21 protein-coding genes are annotated in these 20,384 nt (G+C 40.0%); 7 read left to right on the top strand and 14 right to left on the bottom strand.

The window, feature by feature from the left end:
• Positions 1-36 precede the first annotated feature (36 nt).
• A complete protein-coding gene (locus ACTJJQ_RS06900) occupies positions 37-987 on the top strand; it encodes a bile acid:sodium symporter family protein (protein ID WP_045034993.1) in 951 nt (316 codons plus the stop codon).
• Between the two features lie 31 nt (positions 988-1,018).
• On the opposite strand, the gene odhB is transcribed toward ACTJJQ_RS06900, so the two are convergent.
• The 7 genes from odhB to cdaS all read right to left on the bottom strand — a co-directional run bounded on the left by odhB (position 1,019) and on the right by cdaS (position 11,261).
• Positions 1,019-2,275 carry a 2-oxoglutarate dehydrogenase complex dihydrolipoyllysine-residue succinyltransferase gene (gene odhB, locus ACTJJQ_RS06895; RefSeq protein WP_007500721.1) on the bottom strand — a complete coding sequence of 419 codons (1,257 nt, stop codon included), beginning with the start codon at positions 2,273-2,275 and terminating at the stop codon, positions 1,019-1,021.
• 14 nt (positions 2,276-2,289) lie between these two features.
• Complete coding sequence (gene sucA / locus ACTJJQ_RS06890; RefSeq protein WP_017359494.1) at positions 2,290-5,124, bottom strand: 2-oxoglutarate dehydrogenase E1 component; 2,835 nt, start codon at positions 5,122-5,124, stop codon at positions 2,290-2,292.
• A 224-nt stretch (positions 5,125-5,348) separates the two neighbouring features.
• Positions 5,349-7,265, bottom strand: coding sequence for a vWA domain-containing protein (locus ACTJJQ_RS06885; RefSeq protein ID WP_440600049.1), 1,917 nt, complete (start codon positions 7,263-7,265; stop codon positions 5,349-5,351).
• 11 nt (positions 7,266-7,276) lie between these two features.
• Positions 7,277-8,155 carry an ATP-binding protein gene (locus ACTJJQ_RS06880; protein WP_017359496.1) on the bottom strand — a complete coding sequence of 293 codons (879 nt, stop codon included), beginning with the start codon at positions 8,153-8,155 and terminating at the stop codon, positions 7,277-7,279.
• An 89-nt stretch (positions 8,156-8,244) separates the two neighbouring features.
• Positions 8,245-8,823 (bottom strand): superoxide dismutase family protein, encoded by a 579-nt coding sequence (locus tag ACTJJQ_RS06875; protein ID WP_440600048.1) that lies wholly within the window; start codon positions 8,821-8,823, stop codon positions 8,245-8,247.
• A gap of 77 nt (positions 8,824-8,900) precedes the next feature.
• Positions 8,901-10,232: a C40 family peptidase gene (locus ACTJJQ_RS06870; protein WP_048002271.1), complete on the bottom strand. Its 1,332-nt coding sequence runs from the start codon at positions 10,230-10,232 to the stop codon at positions 8,901-8,903.
• 402 nt (positions 10,233-10,634) lie between these two features.
• Positions 10,635-11,261, bottom strand: a complete 627-nt coding sequence (gene cdaS / locus ACTJJQ_RS06865) for a sporulation-specific diadenylate cyclase CdaS (protein ID WP_024718575.1) — start codon at positions 11,259-11,261, stop codon at positions 10,635-10,637.
• Between the two features lie 81 nt (positions 11,262-11,342).
• Here cdaS and ACTJJQ_RS06860 point away from each other — a divergent pair, with 81 nt between their 5' ends.
• Together ACTJJQ_RS06860 and ACTJJQ_RS06855 are read left to right on the top strand one after the other, a co-directional pair.
• Positions 11,343-11,468, top strand: coding sequence for a hypothetical protein (locus tag ACTJJQ_RS06860; protein ID WP_003215647.1), 126 nt, complete (start codon positions 11,343-11,345; stop codon positions 11,466-11,468).
• Between the two features lie 59 nt (positions 11,469-11,527).
• Positions 11,528-12,895, top strand: coding sequence for an MATE family efflux transporter (locus tag ACTJJQ_RS06855; protein WP_440600047.1), 1,368 nt, complete (start codon positions 11,528-11,530; stop codon positions 12,893-12,895).
• A gap of 21 nt (positions 12,896-12,916) precedes the next feature.
• On the opposite strand, the gene bshB2 is transcribed toward ACTJJQ_RS06855, so the two are convergent.
• From bshB2 to rarD, 4 genes are all read right to left on the bottom strand, one after another.
• On the bottom strand, positions 12,917-13,582 hold the full coding sequence (bshB2, locus tag ACTJJQ_RS06850; protein ID WP_024718573.1) for a bacillithiol biosynthesis deacetylase BshB2: 666 nt from the start codon (positions 13,580-13,582) through the stop codon (positions 12,917-12,919).
• Positions 13,583-13,599: 17 nt separating this feature from the next.
• Positions 13,600-13,950, bottom strand: coding sequence for a YojF family protein (locus ACTJJQ_RS06845; protein WP_008346474.1), 351 nt, complete (start codon positions 13,948-13,950; stop codon positions 13,600-13,602).
• Entirely contained in the window at positions 13,947-14,228 is a 282-nt protein-coding gene (locus ACTJJQ_RS06840) for a hypothetical protein (RefSeq protein ID WP_008346472.1), read from the bottom strand. The genes ACTJJQ_RS06845 and ACTJJQ_RS06840 overlap by 4 nt, the downstream gene beginning before the upstream one ends.
• A gap of 78 nt (positions 14,229-14,306) precedes the next feature.
• Entirely contained in the window at positions 14,307-15,218 is a 912-nt protein-coding gene (gene rarD / locus ACTJJQ_RS06835; protein WP_039165518.1) for an EamA family transporter RarD, read from the bottom strand.
• An 86-nt stretch (positions 15,219-15,304) separates the two neighbouring features.
• On the opposite strand from rarD, the gene ACTJJQ_RS06830 reads away from it, so the two are divergent.
• Complete coding sequence (locus tag ACTJJQ_RS06830) at positions 15,305-15,778, top strand: Hsp20/alpha crystallin family protein (RefSeq protein ID WP_326377957.1); 474 nt, start codon at positions 15,305-15,307, stop codon at positions 15,776-15,778.
• A gap of 40 nt (positions 15,779-15,818) precedes the next feature.
• Here ACTJJQ_RS06830 and ACTJJQ_RS06825 read toward each other — a convergent pair whose 3' ends face one another.
• Together ACTJJQ_RS06825 and ACTJJQ_RS06820 are read right to left on the bottom strand one after the other, a co-directional pair.
• Complete coding sequence (locus ACTJJQ_RS06825; RefSeq protein WP_003215921.1) at positions 15,819-16,037, bottom strand: hypothetical protein; 219 nt, start codon at positions 16,035-16,037, stop codon at positions 15,819-15,821.
• 75 nt (positions 16,038-16,112) lie between these two features.
• A complete protein-coding gene (locus tag ACTJJQ_RS06820) occupies positions 16,113-16,445 on the bottom strand; it encodes a winged helix-turn-helix transcriptional regulator (RefSeq protein WP_008346466.1) in 333 nt (110 codons plus the stop codon).
• A 141-nt stretch (positions 16,446-16,586) separates the two neighbouring features.
• Between ACTJJQ_RS06820 and ACTJJQ_RS06815 the strand changes: the two genes are divergently transcribed.
• From ACTJJQ_RS06815 to ACTJJQ_RS06805, 3 genes are all read left to right on the top strand, one after another.
• Positions 16,587-17,204 (top strand): nitroreductase family protein, encoded by a 618-nt coding sequence (locus ACTJJQ_RS06815; protein ID WP_017359679.1) that lies wholly within the window; start codon positions 16,587-16,589, stop codon positions 17,202-17,204.
• Between the two features lie 237 nt (positions 17,205-17,441).
• A complete protein-coding gene (locus tag ACTJJQ_RS06810) occupies positions 17,442-17,660 on the top strand; it encodes a DUF3311 domain-containing protein (protein ID WP_017359680.1) in 219 nt (72 codons plus the stop codon).
• Positions 17,645-19,138, top strand: coding sequence for a sodium:solute symporter family protein (locus ACTJJQ_RS06805; RefSeq protein WP_138278642.1), 1,494 nt, complete (start codon positions 17,645-17,647; stop codon positions 19,136-19,138). Before ACTJJQ_RS06810 ends, ACTJJQ_RS06805 begins: the two co-directional genes overlap by 16 nt.
• Positions 19,139-19,227: 89 nt before the next feature.
• Here the strand turns inward: ACTJJQ_RS06805 and ACTJJQ_RS06800 are convergent, their stop codons facing one another.
• Complete coding sequence (locus ACTJJQ_RS06800; RefSeq protein WP_039165527.1) at positions 19,228-20,142, bottom strand: class I SAM-dependent methyltransferase; 915 nt, start codon at positions 20,140-20,142, stop codon at positions 19,228-19,230.
• Positions 20,143-20,384 lie beyond the last annotated feature (242 nt).

The following is a 20,384-nucleotide window of genomic DNA, read 5'->3' as shown; positions in this document are numbered from 1 at the left end:
GAAAAGATATGAAAAGAAAGAGAGTTGAATGATAGTATGAAGACCCTTTTACACATTAGTCATTTTGCAGGAAGAACATTTGCTATATGGGTCATTGTCTTTGCTTGTCTAGGCTTTACTTTTCCTGCGGCATTTTCTTTGATTGGACCTTATATCCCTTTTTTACTTGGCATTATTATGTTTGGCATGGGGCTGACACTGTCTTCTGAAGATTTTAAAGAGCTTTTTAGAAAGCCTCTTTATGTATTGATCGGGGTTTTAGCGCAGTATACATTAATGCCACTCATTGCATTTTTATTGGCCTATGGGTTACATTTGCCTTCTGAAATCGCTGTCGGTGTCATTCTCGTTGGCTGCTGTCCAGGCGGGACTGCATCCAATGTAATGACCTTTTTGGCGAAAGGAAATACGGCCTTATCCGTTGCCGTGACAACGATCTCGACACTACTTGCTCCCATTTTGACCCCTGTTTTTATTTATATTTTTGCAAAATCTTGGTTATCTGTATCACCGGGTGCTTTGTTTTTGTCGATTGTCCAAGTTGTCTTAATTCCGATTATTTTAGGGGTCATCGTCAAATTGTTTTTTAAAAAACAAGTGACGTATGCTGTACAAGCACTCCCGCTTGTATCTGTGGTTGGCATTGTCGCCATCATTGCAGCTGTTGTCAGCGCAAATAAAGAACAGATTCTGCAATCTGGACTGCTTATTTTTGCCGTTGTTGTTTTACATAATGCTCTTGGTCTATTATTGGGTTACCTCATTGCAAAATGGTGTAAAATGGACATTCCTTCTCAACGAGCAATTTCAATAGAAGTAGGGATGCAAAATTCTGGACTTGGCGCAGCCCTTGCAACCGCACATTTTTCTCCACTTGCCGCCGTTCCCAGTGCCATTTTTAGCGTATGGCATAATTTATCTGGCTCTTGGCTGGCAACATTTTGGTCAAAAAGAGGCTACCCAGAAAATAAAGACCAAAAAAGCTAGTACCCTCATCGGTACTAGCTTTTTCTTTCGATTATCCTTCAAGCAATAGCTGTTCAGGATCTTCAAGTAGATTTTTAATCGTGACAAGGAACCCAACAGCTTCTTTACCATCGACAATACGGTGGTCGTATGAAAGAGCTAAATACATCATTGGACGGTTTTCAAAGCGTTCTTCATCAATTGCAACAGGACGAAGCTGAATTTTATGCATACCTAAAATTCCAACTTGAGGACTGTTTAAAATTGGTGTTGAAAGCAGAGAACCAAATGTTCCTCCGTTTGTGATCGTGAATGATCCACCTTGTAATTCATTGAGCGATAATTTGTTATCTCTTGCTTTTTTCGCAAGATGACCGATTTCTTTTTCAATTCCAGCAAATGATAGTCTGTCTGCATCACGGACAACTGGTACCACAAGCCCTTCATTGGCGGCTACAGCAATACCGATGTCATAGAATTTTTTAATGACAAGCTCATCACCTTGAATTTCTGCGTTGAGAAGTGGATATTTTTTAAGTGCTGCTACCACTGCTTTTGTGAAGAAGGACATGAAGCCCAGTTTCACATCGTTTTGTTCAAGGAAGGCATCTTTGCGACGCTTTCTTAGATCCATGACAGCTGTCATATCGACTTCATTAAATGTTGTCAGCATCGCTGCCGTTTGTTGAACTTCAACTAAACGTTTTGCAATGGTTTGTCTGCGGCGTGACATTTTTTCACGCTCAACTGGTTTCCCTGCTTGATCATTTTGCACCGCAGCATTTGCTTTTGGCGCGGCTTTCGGTGCACTTGCAGGAGCTTCATTCTTTTGGTAAGAAGCTACATCCTGCTTTCGTACCCTGCCCAGCGGATCTGCGGTTGGAATCTCAGATAAGTCTAACCCCTTCTCTCTTGCTAGTTTTCTAGCTGCTGGAGAAGCGATCGTTCTGCCATTACCAGATTTCGGCTCTTCTTTTGCTGCCTCTTCTTTTTGTTCAGCTGCTGGTTCTTCTTTCGAAGCTGGTGCAGAATCTTGCTCAGGTGCTGGAGCTGCGGACTCGCTTCCGCCAGCTTCACCTGCTGCAATCGTTCCGATGACTTCTCCAACTTGGACAGTGTCACCAGAATCTTTCAGTACTTCTTTTAGAACACCAGATTCTTCAGCTGTCAATTCGACATTGACTTTATCTGTTTCAAGTTCTAACAGGTATTCCCCCTGCTCAACATAATCGCCCGGCTGTTTTAGCCACTGAGCAATTGTTCCTTCCGAGATTGATTCCGCTAGTTCAGGTACTTTAATTTCCGCCATTTTTCATTTCCCCCTTAGTTTTTGCGAGTCAAGCTATCAGATACAATTCGTTCTTGTTCTTTTTTATGAACAGTTGGATCACCCTCAGCCGTACTTGAACGTCTTCTGCGGCCGATGTAACGTACTTTTACTTTTTCAGATGCAATTTCACGTAAATATGGCTCAATATATCCCCAAGCGCCCATATTTTGCGGTTCTTCTTGTACCCATACGATTTCTTCTAAGTTCGTCAGTTTTGATAAAATGGCTTTAATATCTTTGGCTGGGAATGGATATAATTGTTCCACTCTCGCAATATGAAGCCAATCTTTTGAGTCTTCCATTTGAGTAAAACGATCACTAATATCGATTGATACCTTCCCGCTTGATAGCACAAGGCGTGTTACTTTTTCATGATCATGTACAAGGCCCGGCTGTTCAAGAACTGGACGGAACTGTCCATCTGTTAGCTCTTGGACTTCGGATAATGTGTTCGGGTTACGAAGCAGACTCTTCGGTGTCATGATGACAAGAGGACGAATCTCTTCACGAAGCAGCATTTTCGCCTGTCTTCTAAGAATATGGAAGTATTGAGCTGCACTTGTCAGGTTCGCAACTGTCCAGTTATTCTCAGCAGCTGATTGCAAGAAGCGTTCTGTTCTTCCACTAGAATGTTCTGGACCTTGTCCTTCATATCCATGTGGCAAGAGCATCACAAGCCCTGACTTTTGTCCCCACTTGGCGCGGCCTGCTGAAATAAATTGATCAAAATACACTTGAGCCGCATTTGCGAAGTCTCCAAATTGAGCTTCCCAAATTACTAATGTTTCAGGAGAATAGACATTATAACCATATTCAAACCCGATGACAGAGCCTTCTGACAGTGGACTATTATGGACTGTAAATGATGCATTTGCATCACTCAGTTCATGAAGAGCAATGAATTCATCTCCCGTTTGACTGTCGTGAAGAACAAGGTTTCTTTGAGCAAATGTGCCTCGCTCAGAATCCTGTCCGGTCATTCGAATTGGCGTACCGTCTTTTAATATAGATGCAAATGCCAGTGCTTCACCAAGTGACCATTCCACTTTGCGATCATCTGTAAACACTTTTGCACGTTTTTCAAGGATCCGCTTTAGCTTACCGAATACTTGGAAGTCTTTCGGCCAGCTAATTAATTCTTCATTCAGCTTTCTTAATACATCAAACTCTACAGATGTATCAACTGCAGGGAAGCCGTTAGATACAGGCTCTGGCAGTTCGATTTCTTGAATCGTATGTTCTTTCTTTGAAGGCACTTTTTTATAAGCTTCTTCAATTTTTGCCGTGACAGCCTGCTCAATTTCTTCTCTTTGTTCTTTTGACAGAAGGCCCTCAGTGACAAGCTTATCTGCGAAGATATTCTTGACCGTTTTGTGCTTTCTGACCGCATCGTACAGCATTGGCTGAGTAGTAGATGGCTCATCCATTTCGTTATGGCCATATCTGCGGTAGCCAATCAAGTCAATTAAGAAATCCTTTTTAAACCGTTTACGGTATTCTACCGCCAGCTGAACAGCTGCTAAACAAGCTTCTGGATCGTCTGCATTGACGTGAACAATTGGAATCTCGAAACCTTTTGCAAGGTCACTAGCGTATTTTGTTGAACGAGATTCATTGCTTTCTGTGGTAAATCCAATCATATTGTTGGCAATGATATGGATCGTTCCCCCCACTTGATAGCCAACTAATTGACTTAAATTTAATGTTTCTGCGACAATTCCCTCTCCAGGAAATGCAGCATCCCCATGAATTAAGATGGCTAACGCTTTTTCAACGTCTTGAACTGGATAGCCTTTTTGAGTACGCGATTCTTGAGCTGCACGAGTGCTTCCTTCAATAATCGGGTCAATAAATTCCAAGTGACTTGGGTTATTGGCAAGTGTGACTCTTGCACTCTTTGTATCTTCATCTTTGATTTGGCGGTCAGCACCGAGATGATATTTTACATCCCCTGTCCATCCGTAGCTGATGCCGATAGAGCCTTCTGATGGTACAAGCTCTTTATTAGGCGCATGCTGGAATTCCGAGAAAATGATCTCATATGGCTTTCCTAACACATGTGCTAATACATTTAAACGGCCTCTATGTGCCATTCCAATGTTAATATTTGAAGTCCCTTGTGTAACAGACTCGGATATAATTTCATCAAGTACTGGAACAAGTGCGTCTAATCCTTCAATAGAAAAACGCTTTTGTCCAACAAATGTTTTATGAAGGAACTGCTCAAATTGCTCAACTTCTGTTAATCTTTTGAATACAGAAACTAGTTTATCTGCTGGTTTTTTCTTAAATAATTCGCCAGACTCAATAGATTTAGAGAGCCAGTTGCGCTCTTCGAAGTCATGTACGTGATCAAACTCAAATGAAATGGTACGCTTATACGTATTTCTCAAATGGTTAATGGCTTCTATGCCGTTTGAAATGTGTTTAGGTGCATCTGGACTAATAATTGATATTGGAATATTCTTAACGTCTTCTTCAGTTAAACCGTATTCCTTTAATGGAAACAGCTCTTGTAATTCCTTTTCTTTGCGAAGAGGATTGACGGAAGCATTTAAATGGCCATACGTTCTGATGTCTTCTGCCAGTTTAACGACTGATGCTATCTTTTGGATTTGTTCAGAAGTAACTACGCTATTTTCTTTTTTCCCAATTTCCTCCTTCATTTCACTCGGTGGTGCACCAAGTTCATCAAATATGCCTCTTATGTCTTCATCAACACTAGTAGGATCCTGGACATATTGATCGTAGAGCTCGAGCACGTAGCCGAGGTTCGGACCATGAAATTCTTCCCAACTCAACGGTTGTTTCACATCATTTTGAAACATTTTGAACACTACCCCCAACTTTGATCATCAAGTGATTGAACACTATCTCGATATAACTTCCAGAACACAATGACCAAATTTATGTAATAAAACGCTTCCAATCATATTCTACCACTGTTTCGGATTACTTTCTACATTCTTTGTTCAATTAAAGATAAAAAATTCAAAGAAAAACAAAAAATTTAAATCATTCCGAAAAATATTTTAAAGAAAGGGGCAAAACCTTATGCCCCAATGCTTTTATGCAGCAATTTCTTGAGTAATGGATATAGCACATCTGGCAATGTATCGACATCCGGTACAAAAATGCTGAACTTACCATACATATCTTGGATCGTTTTCATCTGCGCCTCTTCAATCGGAGAATTGGATAAAAACACATTGATCACTTCAATTCCCTTTTTTCTCGCTTCGAGAACCGCTTCATGTGTATCCACGATCCCATTTTGTTCGTAGCTGAATGCAGCCGGCTCTCCGTCTGAGAAAACAATGAGGAACTTTTGCTCTTCTCTTCGTTTTAAAATCATTTTTGTCATTTGGCGAATCGCATAGCCATCCCGGTTATCCTCTTCTGGCTCAAGTGACATAATGGATGGTCCTGCGTCAAATAAGGAATCTTTGAACGATACGACGGTGTTAAAGTAGTTCGGTTGACTTGTTTCAGTTGCATCATTTGTATCTTCCCAGAACCCTACAATTTGATGAGGTACCTGCACTGATTTTAAAGCTTCATGAAACAGAACAATCCCTTTTTTTGTCTCATCCATCTTGTCAAACATACTTGCCGAACAGTCAACTAATAAAGTGAACACAGCATCAATTTGAGAAGATGGCGCTTGTTTTTTATAAAATAGTCGAGGATTGGACTCTGTAAAATAACGAATGAGCTTTTTACTGAGACGTCCTGCATGAAGATCTGTTTTTGGCCATGTTTTTTTATGCTCAAGTGTTTTTTGAATCATTTGTTTTAAGCGTTTCTGATAAGGCTCGATTGCCTTTGCGTGCTGCTTGTACACATCTATTTGCTCTGGTGAAGGAGGTTCTGGTGAAATCATGACTGGAAACGCATATTTGTTTTCTTTTCCATTCTCATGCCCATCTGCTCCGCTTTCTTCTCCTTCTGCCTCTTCTAGTGCTTCAAGCTTTGAATAGTCTTTTCGATGGGTTTGTTTGGCTGAACCTTGAACCGTTCCAAGCGCCTGATCTCCATCGTCACCTTCTCTTGCCGCATCTTTACCGAGATCGCTTTTACCACCGTGTTCTAAATCAAATTGAAGGAAACTTTTAGATGGTGCTTCCGTTTCTCTATGCCATACTTCCATATATTCATTATGGATGTCTTCATCCCCCTCTTTTTCCCGATCGACTTTTATATCCTCACTTAATTTAGGCTTTCTTTTGAGGTCATGGAAAAGCGGTTCTTTTGCCGCTTTTTCATAGTCCAATTCTGGGAAGAAAAAGTATGTGTTCAGCATATCCTTTTCAAGGAGCTCATCGAAGCCTTCTGTCAATTCCTTCACAATGATGGCGATATCAGATGTCGAGCGTGCGTCATATACACGTTCAAGACTTGACTCAATAAACGGAATCATTGGATCTATCCGCTCATGAAGGGGTGGAATTTCTTCAAGCGGAGATTCGGCTGTCAGCTTCACGTATATCGCACAAAAGAGTGCATCTGTTAAAATACTGCGCTCTTGGTTAATCGTTAATTGTGTTTTAAAGTGACGTCTGTAAAGCTCTCTTCTCCGTTTAAATACCTTTTTTGTTCCTGGGCGGTCACGTTTAATCCGCTCTTCAATGCGGATATCTTCAAACAGCATAAACAATTGTTTGCACACATCAGGAATGGATAATGTGTGGGCATAGCGAATGATGTCTTCAAATACTGTAAGATCGCTATACACCGTCCCTACCGCTCGCAGGAACACATCACTTTTTAGGCCTGCCATCATATCCTCTTGATGACGATCATCCCAAAAATGGCTGATGAAAATTTTCTTTTCAAACGGTTCATAGTACGACTGAACACCGTATTCAAGCTCCACATCATCACTTTTGGCAAGTGTTTTGGCTAAATCCGTTAATTCCATAAATAGAAATGAATCGATTCTGCTGTCATTAAATTTGATGAATTTCAAAAGTCAGAACCTCACTCGAATAATGTTTGAGCGATATTTCTTACCGCTGCTTTTTCCCGGTCATCTTCTAGCTTCTCTACAATTCCTCGTTCAATTGCACGAAGCGGCGGGATATATTGCGCAAGATCACATGTATCTAACAGTGCGCGAATGGATGCGGCTTCTTCACTGACCTGTCCATTGTGTGCTTGGACGATGAGATCTGATGAGAGCTGTACGAATTGATCGATTAACCGCTCATCCTTTAATACGGATTGAGTGTGCAGTACTTCTTTTAAAATGCCGCCGCCAATGTAAGGAACTTCAATGACGACAAAACGGTTTTTCAGCGCTTCATTGAGCGGCACTGTCCCCACATATCCCTCATTGATTGCTGCAATCACGCCAAAACCTTCTTCTGCTCTAACGACTTCACCTGTAAATGGGTTTGTCATCATTTTTCTGTAATCAAGCACACCGTTTAAAATAGGCAGTGTTTCTGGTTTTGCCATGTTGATTTCATCAATATATAAAAGGTGTCCTTTTTTCATTGCTTTTGTAACGGGTCCTTCAATGAATTCTATAGAAGCAACTTGTCCATCATTATGGATGGTTTTATAGCCAATAAGACTTTCTGCATCAAGGTCAACTGAGCAGTTTACACTGTGCATCGGCTGTTGAAAAAACGCGGATAAAGTTTCTGCTAGTTTTGTTTTACCTGAGCCCGTCGGTCCTTTTAACAGAACATTTTTTCCTAGGGCAAGTGCAATCATGGCATCTTGAATAATAGACGTATCTTGTGATTCATAGCCGCCTGTTCCGATAAGCGGACGAAATTCTTCTTCGAGAACTTTTCCTTTTGCTTCGATCATTGCTTGAATTTCTTCTGGGAGTGCTGGTTGGTTAAACATATATGATTAATTCCTCTCTTCGATCATTTTCCTCACCAAGTATACTAAAAAAACCTTTATGCACTCAATACATAAAGGTTCGTCTTCTGTTATTTTACCATTTCTTTTGTGATGGCTCCGCAAGCAATGCGTTTCCCTGAGTTGCCAGAAGGGTTGCTTAAGTAATCATCTGCTTCTGCATGGATGATGAAACTTCGCCCGTTTTGATCAACCAATTGATTCGGGCCTCCTTTGACCGTCACATTCGGAACATTCACAACGACGTCAATTTGACCATTTGCCCCTACTTCTAAATTAGGCATATCTCCAGCATGATGCCCTTTTGGGTTGTCGAAGCCATGCTCTCTATGGGTCGGATTAAAGTGAGCCCCCGCCGTTTCAAAATCTGGCGTTTCACATATTCCTGTTTCATGAATATGAAAGCCGTGAGGACCTGGCGGCAGTCCTTTCGCTTTCACATGCAGATCCAGCCCATTTTCTGAGGACTCTCTTATTTCAATGCTCCCTATTTTTTGCCCGCTTTCGTTTATGAGTGACGTTGTGACTGGTGCTTGTTTAGGTGCGGCAACTTCTCTTGTTTCTTCTGTCGTTTCTTTTTTCGGCGGTGCATGACATGCTGTTGCGGTAAAGATCAAACATATCATGATCATCCACACTGACTTTTTCATTTATGACTGCCCCCTTTTGCTATCAGTATGGACAAACTGATGAGAAGGCAAACAAAAAAAGCCGAAAATCGGCTTTTTTAGAAGAAACGTTTCGCACCTAGATAGGCTTTTTTCCAATAAGGATTGCTTAAGTTTGAAATTCCTACTCCGCTGTCACTTGCATGAAGGAAATCTCCTCCACCTAGGTATAGTCCCATATGAGAAGGACCTGCTTTGTACGTTGTGAAATAAACAAAATCTCCAACTTGTGGTGTGCTGACAGGCGTCATCATATTCCAGTATCCTGCTGTACTCAATCTAGATACTGATGAAACCTTATTAATGAGATAGTAAACAAAGCCGCTGCAATCAAATCCAGCTGGTGTATTGCCGCCCCATCTGTAAGGTATGCCTGTGAGCTTTTTACCTTCTTGAATCATTGTCGTGATTTTTGCATTCATTGGAACGTCATTTTTATTATTGTTGACCGGTGTTGTTGAACCATTTGACGTAGAACCATTAGATCCAGTTGAACCGGAAGCTGTTCCGTTGATTTTTAATACTTGTCCAATTCTCAGCACATCACTTTTCAAGCTGTTTGCTGTGCGGATTGATTGAACCTGCACCTTAAACTGATTCGCAATTTTCCATAATGAATCACCTGATTTAACCGTATAAGATGTGGTTTTACTACTTGAAGACTGATTGCTGTTTGAAGGCGTGCTAGGTTGAGCAGGTGCTTTCGGCTGACTTGGTTTTGACGTCACCGTTCCTTTTACCTTCAATACTTGATTTGGATAAATCATATCAGATTTTAGCGAGTTCAATGTTTTAATTTCACCAATCGACATGTTTAACGAATTGGCAATTTTCCAAAGTGAATCGCCTAATTTTACTTTATATGTACTAGATGCTGATGATGAACTATTAGAATTCGTTGATTTGTTACTTGAGCTGGAATTAGATGTTGAGTTTGAATTTGAGGACTGGCTGCCGCTCGTTTTCGTCGTTCCAGACACTTTCAGCTTTTGTCCAGGACGAATGAGGTCACTGTTTAAGCTGTTCAAACTTTTCAAACTTGCAACTGACATTTTGTGATTCTTCGCAATCAGCCATAATGAATCCCCAAGCTTGACTGTATAGCTAGATGTTGTTGAAGCACTTGATTTCGTTGCTTTTGAACTTGTTGATGAGCTGGATTTTGAACTTTTTGCACCAGGAATCTTTAAGCTTTGTCCTGCAAAAATCATCGTCGTTTTTAATTGATTAAGAGATTGAAGTTCCGAAATACTTGTGTTGTACTGTTCGGCAATCTTCCAAAGTGAGTCACCGCTTTTCACCTTGATCGTCTGTGCTTCTGCCGGTGCAGCAATAACAGCTGAGCCCGCGATCGCTGAAACTGTGAGGCCGGTTACTACTTTTTTCTTCATAGATAAATCTCCGCCTTTCATGATTTCGTTCCATAAGACTTATGTACTAGTTTTGAGTTTAGCATTTAATGGTTCTGCTTCTCTTGCACTATTTTATCTTTATTTCTATTATATTACTCGACATGAAGACGTTGGGCAATACTAAATAGGTTAGAGCAACAAACTCAAAATGCTAAAACAAAGCCATATCGTTTCTATCGGCTGTTTGCTGTATTTATAAACATTTTTTAAGGAATTTTTAAGTTGACGTTTAGAAATTTGTCAAAACAAGCACGTTGCTAGTTTCATAGTTCTATTCTACATGACAAATTTTTCTGTATCAAATGACTTTTTACTTAATTGCCTGTTTTTTCTCCTCAATAAAAAAAGCACCCTTCCCAATGAAGAATGCTGTGTTCATGTTTACTTTCTGATTTCTTGATCTTTTACAGTTAACGGATAGAGGACGCCTTCTTTCGCAAACGACATTTTCCCTGTTTCTTCTGATACCACAAGAACAAGGGCATCGGTCATGCCAGAAAGTCCAATGGCTGCCCGGTGTCTTGTGCCTAGAGAAGGGCTGACTTTTTTCGAGGTGAGCGGTAGGACATTTGCAGCGGAAACAAGCGTGTTTTCTTTCACTAAAAGGGCGCCATCATGAAGTGGGTTTCCAGGATAGAAAATGCTTTCTATTAATGATGCGCTAATTTTCGCATGGAGGTTTGTCCCTTTTTGTATATAATCCTCCACCTCATCTCTCCTTTGAATCACAATCAGTGCGCCATGCTTTTGTTTTGATAAGTTCTCAATGGCTAAAGAAAATTGAGCAAAACCTGGTGTGAATTCTTCCATATATGCTTGTAAATAAAACGAGGAAGCCTCTGCATGCATTTCATTAAACTGATCATGCAATGATTCGAGTTCACAAAGAAGGCATTGTTCCGTCTGGTCAAGGGAATCGACGATTTTCCTTGCATCCATCATAATTTGCGTTAAATGAGATTTCATTTCTAACTTAAACATCGCTTCTTCATTTGTGCGATTGATCATCTCACCATGTCCCTCCTTCTTTCGCTAGTGTCATAAAATAACAAATTGTGCACATTCTATTTGTATGGAGGTGAATTCAATATGACCATTCAAAAAGTGATTCAATATGCTTGCAGCATTTTAGGTGTTGTCAGTCTTTCTTTTATTTATGCCCAAATGTTCAAAAAAACGAAGCCCTCAAAGAAAAATAATCCGACGGAGAATTGATTTTTTTACATAGCGTGATATAATTCCTCTCGTTATTTCTGTTCAGAGAGGAACTTATGATGAGAGAAACGAATAGTATTCGAGCAAAGTTGACACAATTTTTAACCATATTGATTCCGATTTTAATTACACAAGCAGGTCTTTCGCTCATCACATTTTTAGACACGGTGATGTCTGGAAAAGTGAGTGCAGAAGACCTGGCAGGTGTAGCGATCGGTTCGAGTATTTGGACACCTGTTTATACTGGTCTCGCTGGTATTTTAATGGCTGTTACCCCTATAGTGGCTCAGCTGATGGGCGGCGGCCGCAGGGAAGACGTTCCTCGTGCAGTCTTCCAGGCCATTTATTTATCTTTTCTTTTAAGTATCGTGGTGATTGTTATTGGATCGTTATGTGTTCCTTTTATTTTAGGGAGACTTGGGCTTGAACCATCCGTAGAAACCATTGCCCGTCATTTTCTCAGCTTCCTTGCTATTGGGATCATCCCGCTTTTTGGTTATTCAGTCATGAGATCGTTCATTGATGCATTAGGAAAAACACGTGTGACGATGTTCATTACGTTAACCGCACTTCCTATTAATTTTGTTTTAAATTATCTCTTTATTTTTGGAAACTTTGGGTTTCCAAAGCTTGGCGGTGCAGGGGCAGGTCTTGCATCTGCGCTGACGTATTGGGCAATTTTCATCATGAGTATTTGTATTGTCATCAAAGCCGAACCGTTTGCATCCTTTCGGTTGTTTCAGACATTACCTCGTTTTAACGTCTCCCGAATGGGTCAAATACTGAAAATCGGTATCCCTATTGGGTTTGCGATCTTTTTTGAAACAAGTATTTTTGCAGCTGTCACGCTCTTAATGGGTCACTTTGATACCGTGACAATCGCCAGTCACCAAGCAGCGATGAACTTTGCTTCTATTTTATATATCCTGCCGCTTAGTATCTCAATGGCTTTAACGATTGTTGTAGGTTTTGAAGCCGGTGCCATGCGGTATAAAGACGCAAAAAGCTACAGCTATATTGGCATTGCAACAGCTGTTTTGTTCTCATTATGTACCGCAGCACTCATCTTGTTATTTAGACCTGAGATCGCTGGTTTATATACAACTGAATCAGCTGTTTTACAAATGACACAGCACTTTTTGATGTATGCGATCTTTTTCCAGCTGTCAGATGCGATCGCCGCACCAATTCAGGGAGCTCTACGCGGGTATAAAGATGTGAATTATACACTGATTGCTGCGTTTGTCTCTTACTGGGTCATCGGCCTTCCAGCTGGCTACTTGATTGGCACGTATACCTCATTTGGAGCGTTCGGTTATTGGATTGGTCTGATTACTGGGCTTGCCGCAGGTGCCATCGTCCTATTTGTTCGTCTCAGGTTGATTGAAAGACGTATGCATTCTGATACAACAGGAAAAGGCAGCTGACTTCAGTCAGCTGCCTTTCATTTAGTCATTCCATTGATACGTCCAGAAAATTTCTTCATCAAACCATTTTTGGACGACTGGTTCTTTGTTTTTCAACTTTTGTTCAAGCTCTCTTAGCATGCCTTCTGTTTGTGTTCTATGCGCTCTTAGTGCATTTAATTTGATATCGGCTACATCCGTAATATCAATCACAATATCGGCATTTCCTAGCACTTCTTCTCGATTTTTTGTAATGGCCATGCAGTATGTGACGGGACGGTCTTCTTTTTTCTTTCGGTATAGAGCACGAATGACCGCTTCACCTGTCGCGTCATGATCAGGGTGTACACCATGACCTGGATAAAATGTGACAATAAGGGTTGGTTTCACTTCATCAATAATACTTTCCATCACATCCGCTAAATACTCATCATCTTCAAATTCCAACGTTTTATCCCGAAGACCAAGCATTCGCAAGTCTGTGACATCCATTTCTTTACATGCATTGATTAATTCCTGTTTTCTTAATTCAGGGAGTGTCTCACGGTTAGCATATGTTGGACTTCCCATATTTCTTCCCATTTCTCCAAGTGTCCCGCATGCATACGTCACTGGAATTCCACGTTTTCTGCTTTGCGCGATGAGCCCTGCGACCCCGAAGGATTCATCGTCGGGGTGAGGCAGCATCACAAGTACATGTTCGTTCATCACTGTTCCCCTCTCTCCTACACCTGAAATGGTGTTTCACTAATTTGTAATGAGATCGCTAGTTTTCCATCTGGCAGGTGTCCTGCTAACAGCAGGCGGCCTTGTTCATCAAACACGTAATCGGTTAAACCTTCTGCGTAAATCCAGCCATCTTCTGTTTTCATCCCGACACGGTATGGACCTTGTCCTTTTATTTTTGCCTGTGAATAGACGACTTTTGCGTTGCGGATATACGCCACGACCGTCATATTTTGCTCATTCACATGAGCTGAATAAGAACCAGTTGTCGTTTCAAGATGAACGAAGACTGGCCGATTTAAAAACGATTCAAGATGTGCTGTGACATCTTCCGTTTGAATTGGTTTCATGAGTGGTTCCTTCCTTCATTTTGAATTAGTTCTCGCAGCTTTTTCGTATGTAAGCTGATCAGCTGTAGTTGATGACCCTGTTCAATCGTGCTTTCTAAAATTCTTTCCACAGCGAGTACATACTTTTGATGCAATGACTTTCTTGCGCGAGGATGGGTGCGTGCATCAAGCAAATCATCTCGTATCGCCTCGTGTAATGAAGTCATATCCACTACATCAAGCTGCCGATTTTTCCATAAAGATTGATAAGCGTGTGCAAGCTCATCGACTGATGACATGTGATCACCTCTACAGTTTTGGTAACAACTTATTATGACATGATCCGCCTGCAAAAAAAAGCAAACTGCTTCGTCTCTTTAATGAGAATTCGCTGTTTTTTTCATTCGCAGTTGAGAGGTTGTAAATAGTAAAATCGCCACCCAAATACAGAGGAATGTCACGATTTTTGCTGCAGATAAGTGTTCGTGATACACAAATAGCCCCAAAAAGAGTGTAATGGTCGGTGCAATATACTGCAAAATACCAACTTGGTATAAAGGAATTCTTTTGGCTCCTTCAGAAAATAAAAGAAGCGGTACAGCTGTAAAGACACCTGCAAAAAATAATAGCCCAAGAGAGCCGAAGCTGCTCGGATTCATCGTGACAACAGGTTCTTTTAAGAAGAAGAATAAGTAAACAAGCGCAGCTGGTGCAAGAAGCAGTGTTTCAATGGTTAATCCAATGGCACTCGTAAAACTCATTCTTTTTTTAATCAGTCCATAAAACCCAAAACTAAAAGCCAATACGAAAGCCACGACAGGAAATGAGCCGTACTGAACAGTTGAGATGATGACCCCAGCTGCAGCAATGAGAATGGCGGTGGTTTGCATTTTATTCAGTCGTTCTTTTAAGAAAATGATGCCTAGTAAAACTGATACAAGCGGATTAATATAATACCCTAAACTCGCTTCCAGCATAAGATCGTGATTTACAGCCCAAATGTATACATACCAGTTGACCGAAATTAAAATAGCCGATAAAAGTAATGAAAAAAGTGCTTTTCCATCTATCATCAGACCTTTCACAGTCTGCATCGCTGGACGGACTTGCTTTAAATATAAAAGAATACCGCACATAAAAATAAAGGACCATACTATTCTGTGCGCTAAAATTTCGCCTGACGAAATATGCTCCATCAGTTTCCAATATAATGGGAACAATCCCCATAATGTAAAAGATGCAGCCGTATATAAGACACCTTTTGATTGTTGTTCGTTCAATCTAACCATTCCTTTCTAAACCTATCGTATATTATAGCACGCACATCACTTTATGGGCATATACTAATTCAGGGCATTTAGAAAGGATGATTTGCATGTTTGACTGGAACCGATTATTTCCTTTTCAAAAGCAATTTTCAAAAGAAGCGTTAAAAAATTCAGATCCTAAAGACGTTGAGCAATATGTCAATCAAGTCATGGAAAGTGTTTTCGGCTCCAATTATTCTGCTCAATTCCCCTTTCAGGATCCGCTGTCTCAGCAGCAGAAAACAAGAGAGACAGACGATAAAAAAAAGAAAGAGTCGAATGTTGAAGTATTTGAGACGACAGATCACGTGTTTGTCAAAATAGAGCTCGATCGTCCGAACACGGAAAAGGTAAAAATCAAACATACAGCCAATCTGCTGTTTATTGATCATTTTCCTGAAGAGAATAAACAAAAGAAGGTTGTCCTGCCTGCTGCTGTGAAAAGAAAAGGAACGAAGGCTTCGTATCAAGATGGTATTTTAGAAATTATGTTTTTAAAGCATGATGATCCAGGCATTTCTGAAATTGATATTCCATTATAAAAAGCCTGCTTTGAAATGGAAGCAGGCTTACTCTTTTTTCTTAATAATATGGTGGATATCCGCCGCCATAAGGTGGTGGAACAGGCGGTGGTGGTGGCGGGTAATATGGACGAGGATAATTAAAAATCGCACTTCCTAGAAATCCGCCAAGCAGTCCGCCGACTAAAGGAGCGCCAAAACCAAAAAACAAAGGGACTCTAGATTCATATGGCGGAATGCCAGGGGCACCGCCTCGAAAATACGGAGTATGAGGGTACATGCTTTTCTCCTCCTTTGTCATGTGCCTAACATCAGCATATTCATTAGGAGACAAAACGTTTGGGCAAACCTAAAACTAGGCTTGCTCCTTTTTTACATGAGATCCAGCATACTCCCCTGCCCAGCGCGATACTTCTCCGAACACACCATGTAATGCACTCCCTTTTTCGGTTAGACAATAGATGACTTTGACTGGCGTTTCAGGAAGTACAGTGCGCTTTATGATTCCTTCTTGCTCAAGCTCTTTTAAGCGTTCTGCGAGCATTTTTTGACTGATGGATGGAATAATGTCCGTCAGGTCTTTAAACCGCTTCGGACCGTCAAGCAATACATGAATGATGAGACCATTCCACCTTTTGCCAAGAAGCAAAAAAGCTTGCTGAATGTTTGGACATAATTGAAATTCCATATATTTCAGCCTTTCTTTTCATAATCGTTTGACAAACTAACGGTATACAATTTAAAATATATCTCTAGTTACAATAAGTAAGTTTCTCACTTTTTTATTTATTGTACCATACTATTTGCAAAAACGGGAGGAAATATCCATATGGCGAGCGATCAAAAAACGATTGACATTTTAAAAGAAAGAGCTTCAGTAAAAGAGTATGATACAACTCATGAAATGACAAAAGAAGAGTTAACAGAGCTTCTTGATATCACAACAAAAGCACCATCTGCTTGGAACCTTCAGCATTGGCATTTCACTGTGTTCCATAGTGCTGAATCAAAAGCAAAGCTTCTTCCAATTGCTTACAACCAAAAACAAGTCTCTCAAGCATCAGCTGTGATTGCTGTGCTAGGTGACCTTGAAGCCAATCTAAAGGGTGAAAAAATCTACAGTGAGCTAGCAGAACAAGGCTTCATCACAGAAGATATTAAAGAAACACTGATGACGCAAATCAATGGTGCTTACCAAAGCGAGCAATATGCACGTGAAGCTGCGTATTCAAACGCTTCGTTAGCTGCTATGCAGTTAATGATTGCGGCGAAAGCAATGGGATATGATACATGCGCAATGGGCGGTTTCAGCAAAGAAGCGTACGTGAAAGAATTCAATGTGAGTGGTCGATACGAACCAGTGATGTTGATTTCTGTCGGGAAAGCAGCAAAAGAAGCTCACAAAAGCAATCGTTTTGACATCGAAGAAGTATCTGATTTCCTATAAAAAACGGCACAGTCTCAGCGTCATGCTGGGGCTTTTTTATTTGCTCTAAATATTATTTTTCCATACTTATTTTCAAGTCTTCCTTTCTCATTCTTCAGTATTTACCTCTTTTTAAAAATGAAAGCGTTATATTAGTATGATATTCATAAAAATGATTGTTTTTTCTGAAAATGGTCTTGTGATCTAATCTGACAACTGCTATTATTATGAAATTACAAAATATTAGAGGAGGAAAACATGAACAAAAAACTGATACTGGCGCTACTTATTGCGATTCCATTCATTGGACAGCTTGCACTGCTCCCCTTTGTGAATCGTATTCATCCATTTGTCATCGGGCTGCCTTTTTTCCACTTCTGGCTCTTACTATGGATTGTACTCACACCCGTTTGCACATTTATCATTTACAGGATGCAACATTCAAATGGAGGAACTGACGAATGCAAGGAAACTTAACAGCTTTATTGATAACTGCAAGTATCATTTTCATCGTCGTGGTCATCGGTTTTGCCGCTGGTCGTGATAAATCATCAAGACAATCAGTCGAAGAATGGTCTGTTGGCGGGAGAAAATTTGGCGGGCTTCTCGTCTGGTTCCTTGTTGGCGCAGACTTATATACTGCTTATACCTTTTTAGGGCTCACAAGTACAGCTTATACAGCGGGAAGTGTTGCTTTTTTCGCTATCCCCTATTCAGTTCTTGCTTATTTTATTGCGTATTTCTTCTTACCAAAACTTTGGACGGTTGCAAAAAATCACAAGCTGACAACACTTGCTGATTATGCACGTGAGCGATTTGACAGTAAACTGTTATCTAGTTTGATTGCCATTGTTGGTGTACTCATGCTCATTCCATACATTTGTCTTCAGCTAAGCGGGATTCAAGATACGTTAACTGTCGCTGGAACGAGTTATATTAATGTGAATGCAGTTGTTATGATTTCATTTATTTTAGTTGCACTTTATACATTTTTCAGTGGTATTAAAGGTCCTACATATACAGCCATTATTAAAGATATTCTTGTTTGGGTGATCATGCTCTTTATGGTCGTTTCCCTCCCGATTATTCATTTTAACGGCTGGACACCAATGATGAATACGTTAGCTAAGGAGGCCCCACAGCTTCTGACGATTCCTGAAAGCGGCCCTAAAGGCATTTTGTGGTTTATTACCGCATCAGGTGTTTCTGCACTCGCATTATTTATGTGGGCTCATGCAGCAACTGGTGTTTTCACAGCCAAAAGCGCAGATGCCATCCGTAAAAACAGTATGTTTTTACCTCTTTACAACATTGTATTGATTTTGGTCATCTTCCTTGGCTTCATTGCCTTTTTAGTCTTACCGGAAGATACAAATCCAAGATTTGCTCTTCTTCATTTAATTCAGACGTCATATGGCGGCGTGATGCAGGGGCTTGCGTATTCAACGATTGCACTTGCTTCTCTCATTCCATGTTCGATCATGGCCATTGGGGCGTCGAATTTATTTGCCAATAATTTGTACCGTGATTTAATCCATCCAAATGTGTCACCTAAACGGTTAACGATCATTACACGTTCGATGGTATTTATCGTGATCGGGCTTGCTCTTTTATTCGGTATGCTGTTCCCGACTGCGCTTGTCACGCTTCAGCTGATCGGTGTTTCTGGAATGGTTCAAATTTTCCCAGCCATTGCCATCAGCTTGTTCTGGAAAAAACAATCGAGAGAAGCAACGATTGCGGGTTTGGTTGTTGGCATCATCGTCACCTTTACAGCTAATATCTCCCAAGTCACGTTTGGTCTTTATGAAGGATTTCTTGGTTTACTAGCAAACGTTGTGGTCATCCTGATTTTGAATCCATTCTTCCAAAAGAAGATCACATCCAATTCTGTCATGAATGATCTATTTGAAAAAGATCACGACAAAACAGCGATGAAAGTAAACGAAGTGTGAGATTAAAAAAGCAGTCCTCATATGAGGACTGCTTTTATCTTGTAGACAAGGTCTACAAATTTTTGGTATAACACCATGTTCGTTGTGTTTTATTTTTTTATAGCATGAATGTAATGAATGGTCTCAAAAGCTGATAGGTAATCTTCTCTATTGTTAAAATACAGTTCATTAACTTTTTCAGGAGATAAATGTTCATAAATAAGTAGATCTGATTTTTCTAACATCTTTTCGATTTCAAAGTACGAAAAACATGATTTCATCGGTTCTCCGCCTATTGAAGCCATTTTCACCATATTCTCAACTCTATTAGAGATTCCTTTTTCTTCGAATAGTTTTTCGTCTGCATAATCAAAAACGATTGAACTTCCTGATGGAACATTGGTGAATAGATAATCTATTAAGCTTGTAACTTCCTCTTTAGTTAAATAGTAAGAAACACCTAAAAGACTAAAAAACGTCTTTTTGTTATCAAATCCTCTATCTTTTAGGTTTTGATAGGATAAATTTTTGGTGAAGTCCATAGAAATAAAATGAAGATTACTTGGGATTTTTAATTTAGCCTCGTCCAACCTTTGCTTTTTAAATTCCTGTGTAGCGGGATGATCAATTTCGAATATTTCTAAGCTATTTTCCAATTCTGGATGTCGGAAACTAAAAGTATCTAATCCAGCACCAAGTATGACGTATTGTCTTAATCCTAACGCTACCTCAAGAAGTAATACTTTTTCGCAATACGCAGCTCGTGACAAGGTTATTGGAGAAAGTTGGACTTGTGTAATCCATTTTAATATTTCTTCTGTATTTCCCTCGAATTTTTGTGCGATATCTTTGTTGAAGAAGTGTATGCCTTGGACCATATTTTCTTTGATATCAGTGAATTCTTTTTCCGAAATGAATTCTTTAGCTAAATAATCATTAAAGATTTTAGGGGTATCAAATTGACTATGATAGGATCTGGCAAAAGCCGATATTAACGAAGTCACACTTGATTCATCTTTCTTCATACAAACACACTCCTTCATTTTAGAACAAAAAAATAGGGTTCTCCTGGCCAGGAGAACCCTATTATATACTCAAAAAATACAAAAGTAAATTATAGCATAATTGAATTATTTTGTCAAGATAAATTATTTGTCACAGCTTTTTTCGTACAAATATTCACACTTAGCAAGTGTTACATGGCGCAAAAAAGAAGAAATTCTTACCTTATCCCAAAAAGGTTTCAGTGCATGCAATGCTTACTTTC

Origin of the sequence: Bacillus sp. 22483 (assembly GCF_052044605.1) — a bacterium.
Taxonomy (GTDB): Bacteria; Bacillota; Bacilli; order Bacillales; family Bacillaceae; genus Bacillus; species Bacillus altitudinis.
The sequence above is the reverse complement of the archived record's forward strand: the minus strand, read 5'-3'. Positions and strand labels throughout refer to the sequence as shown.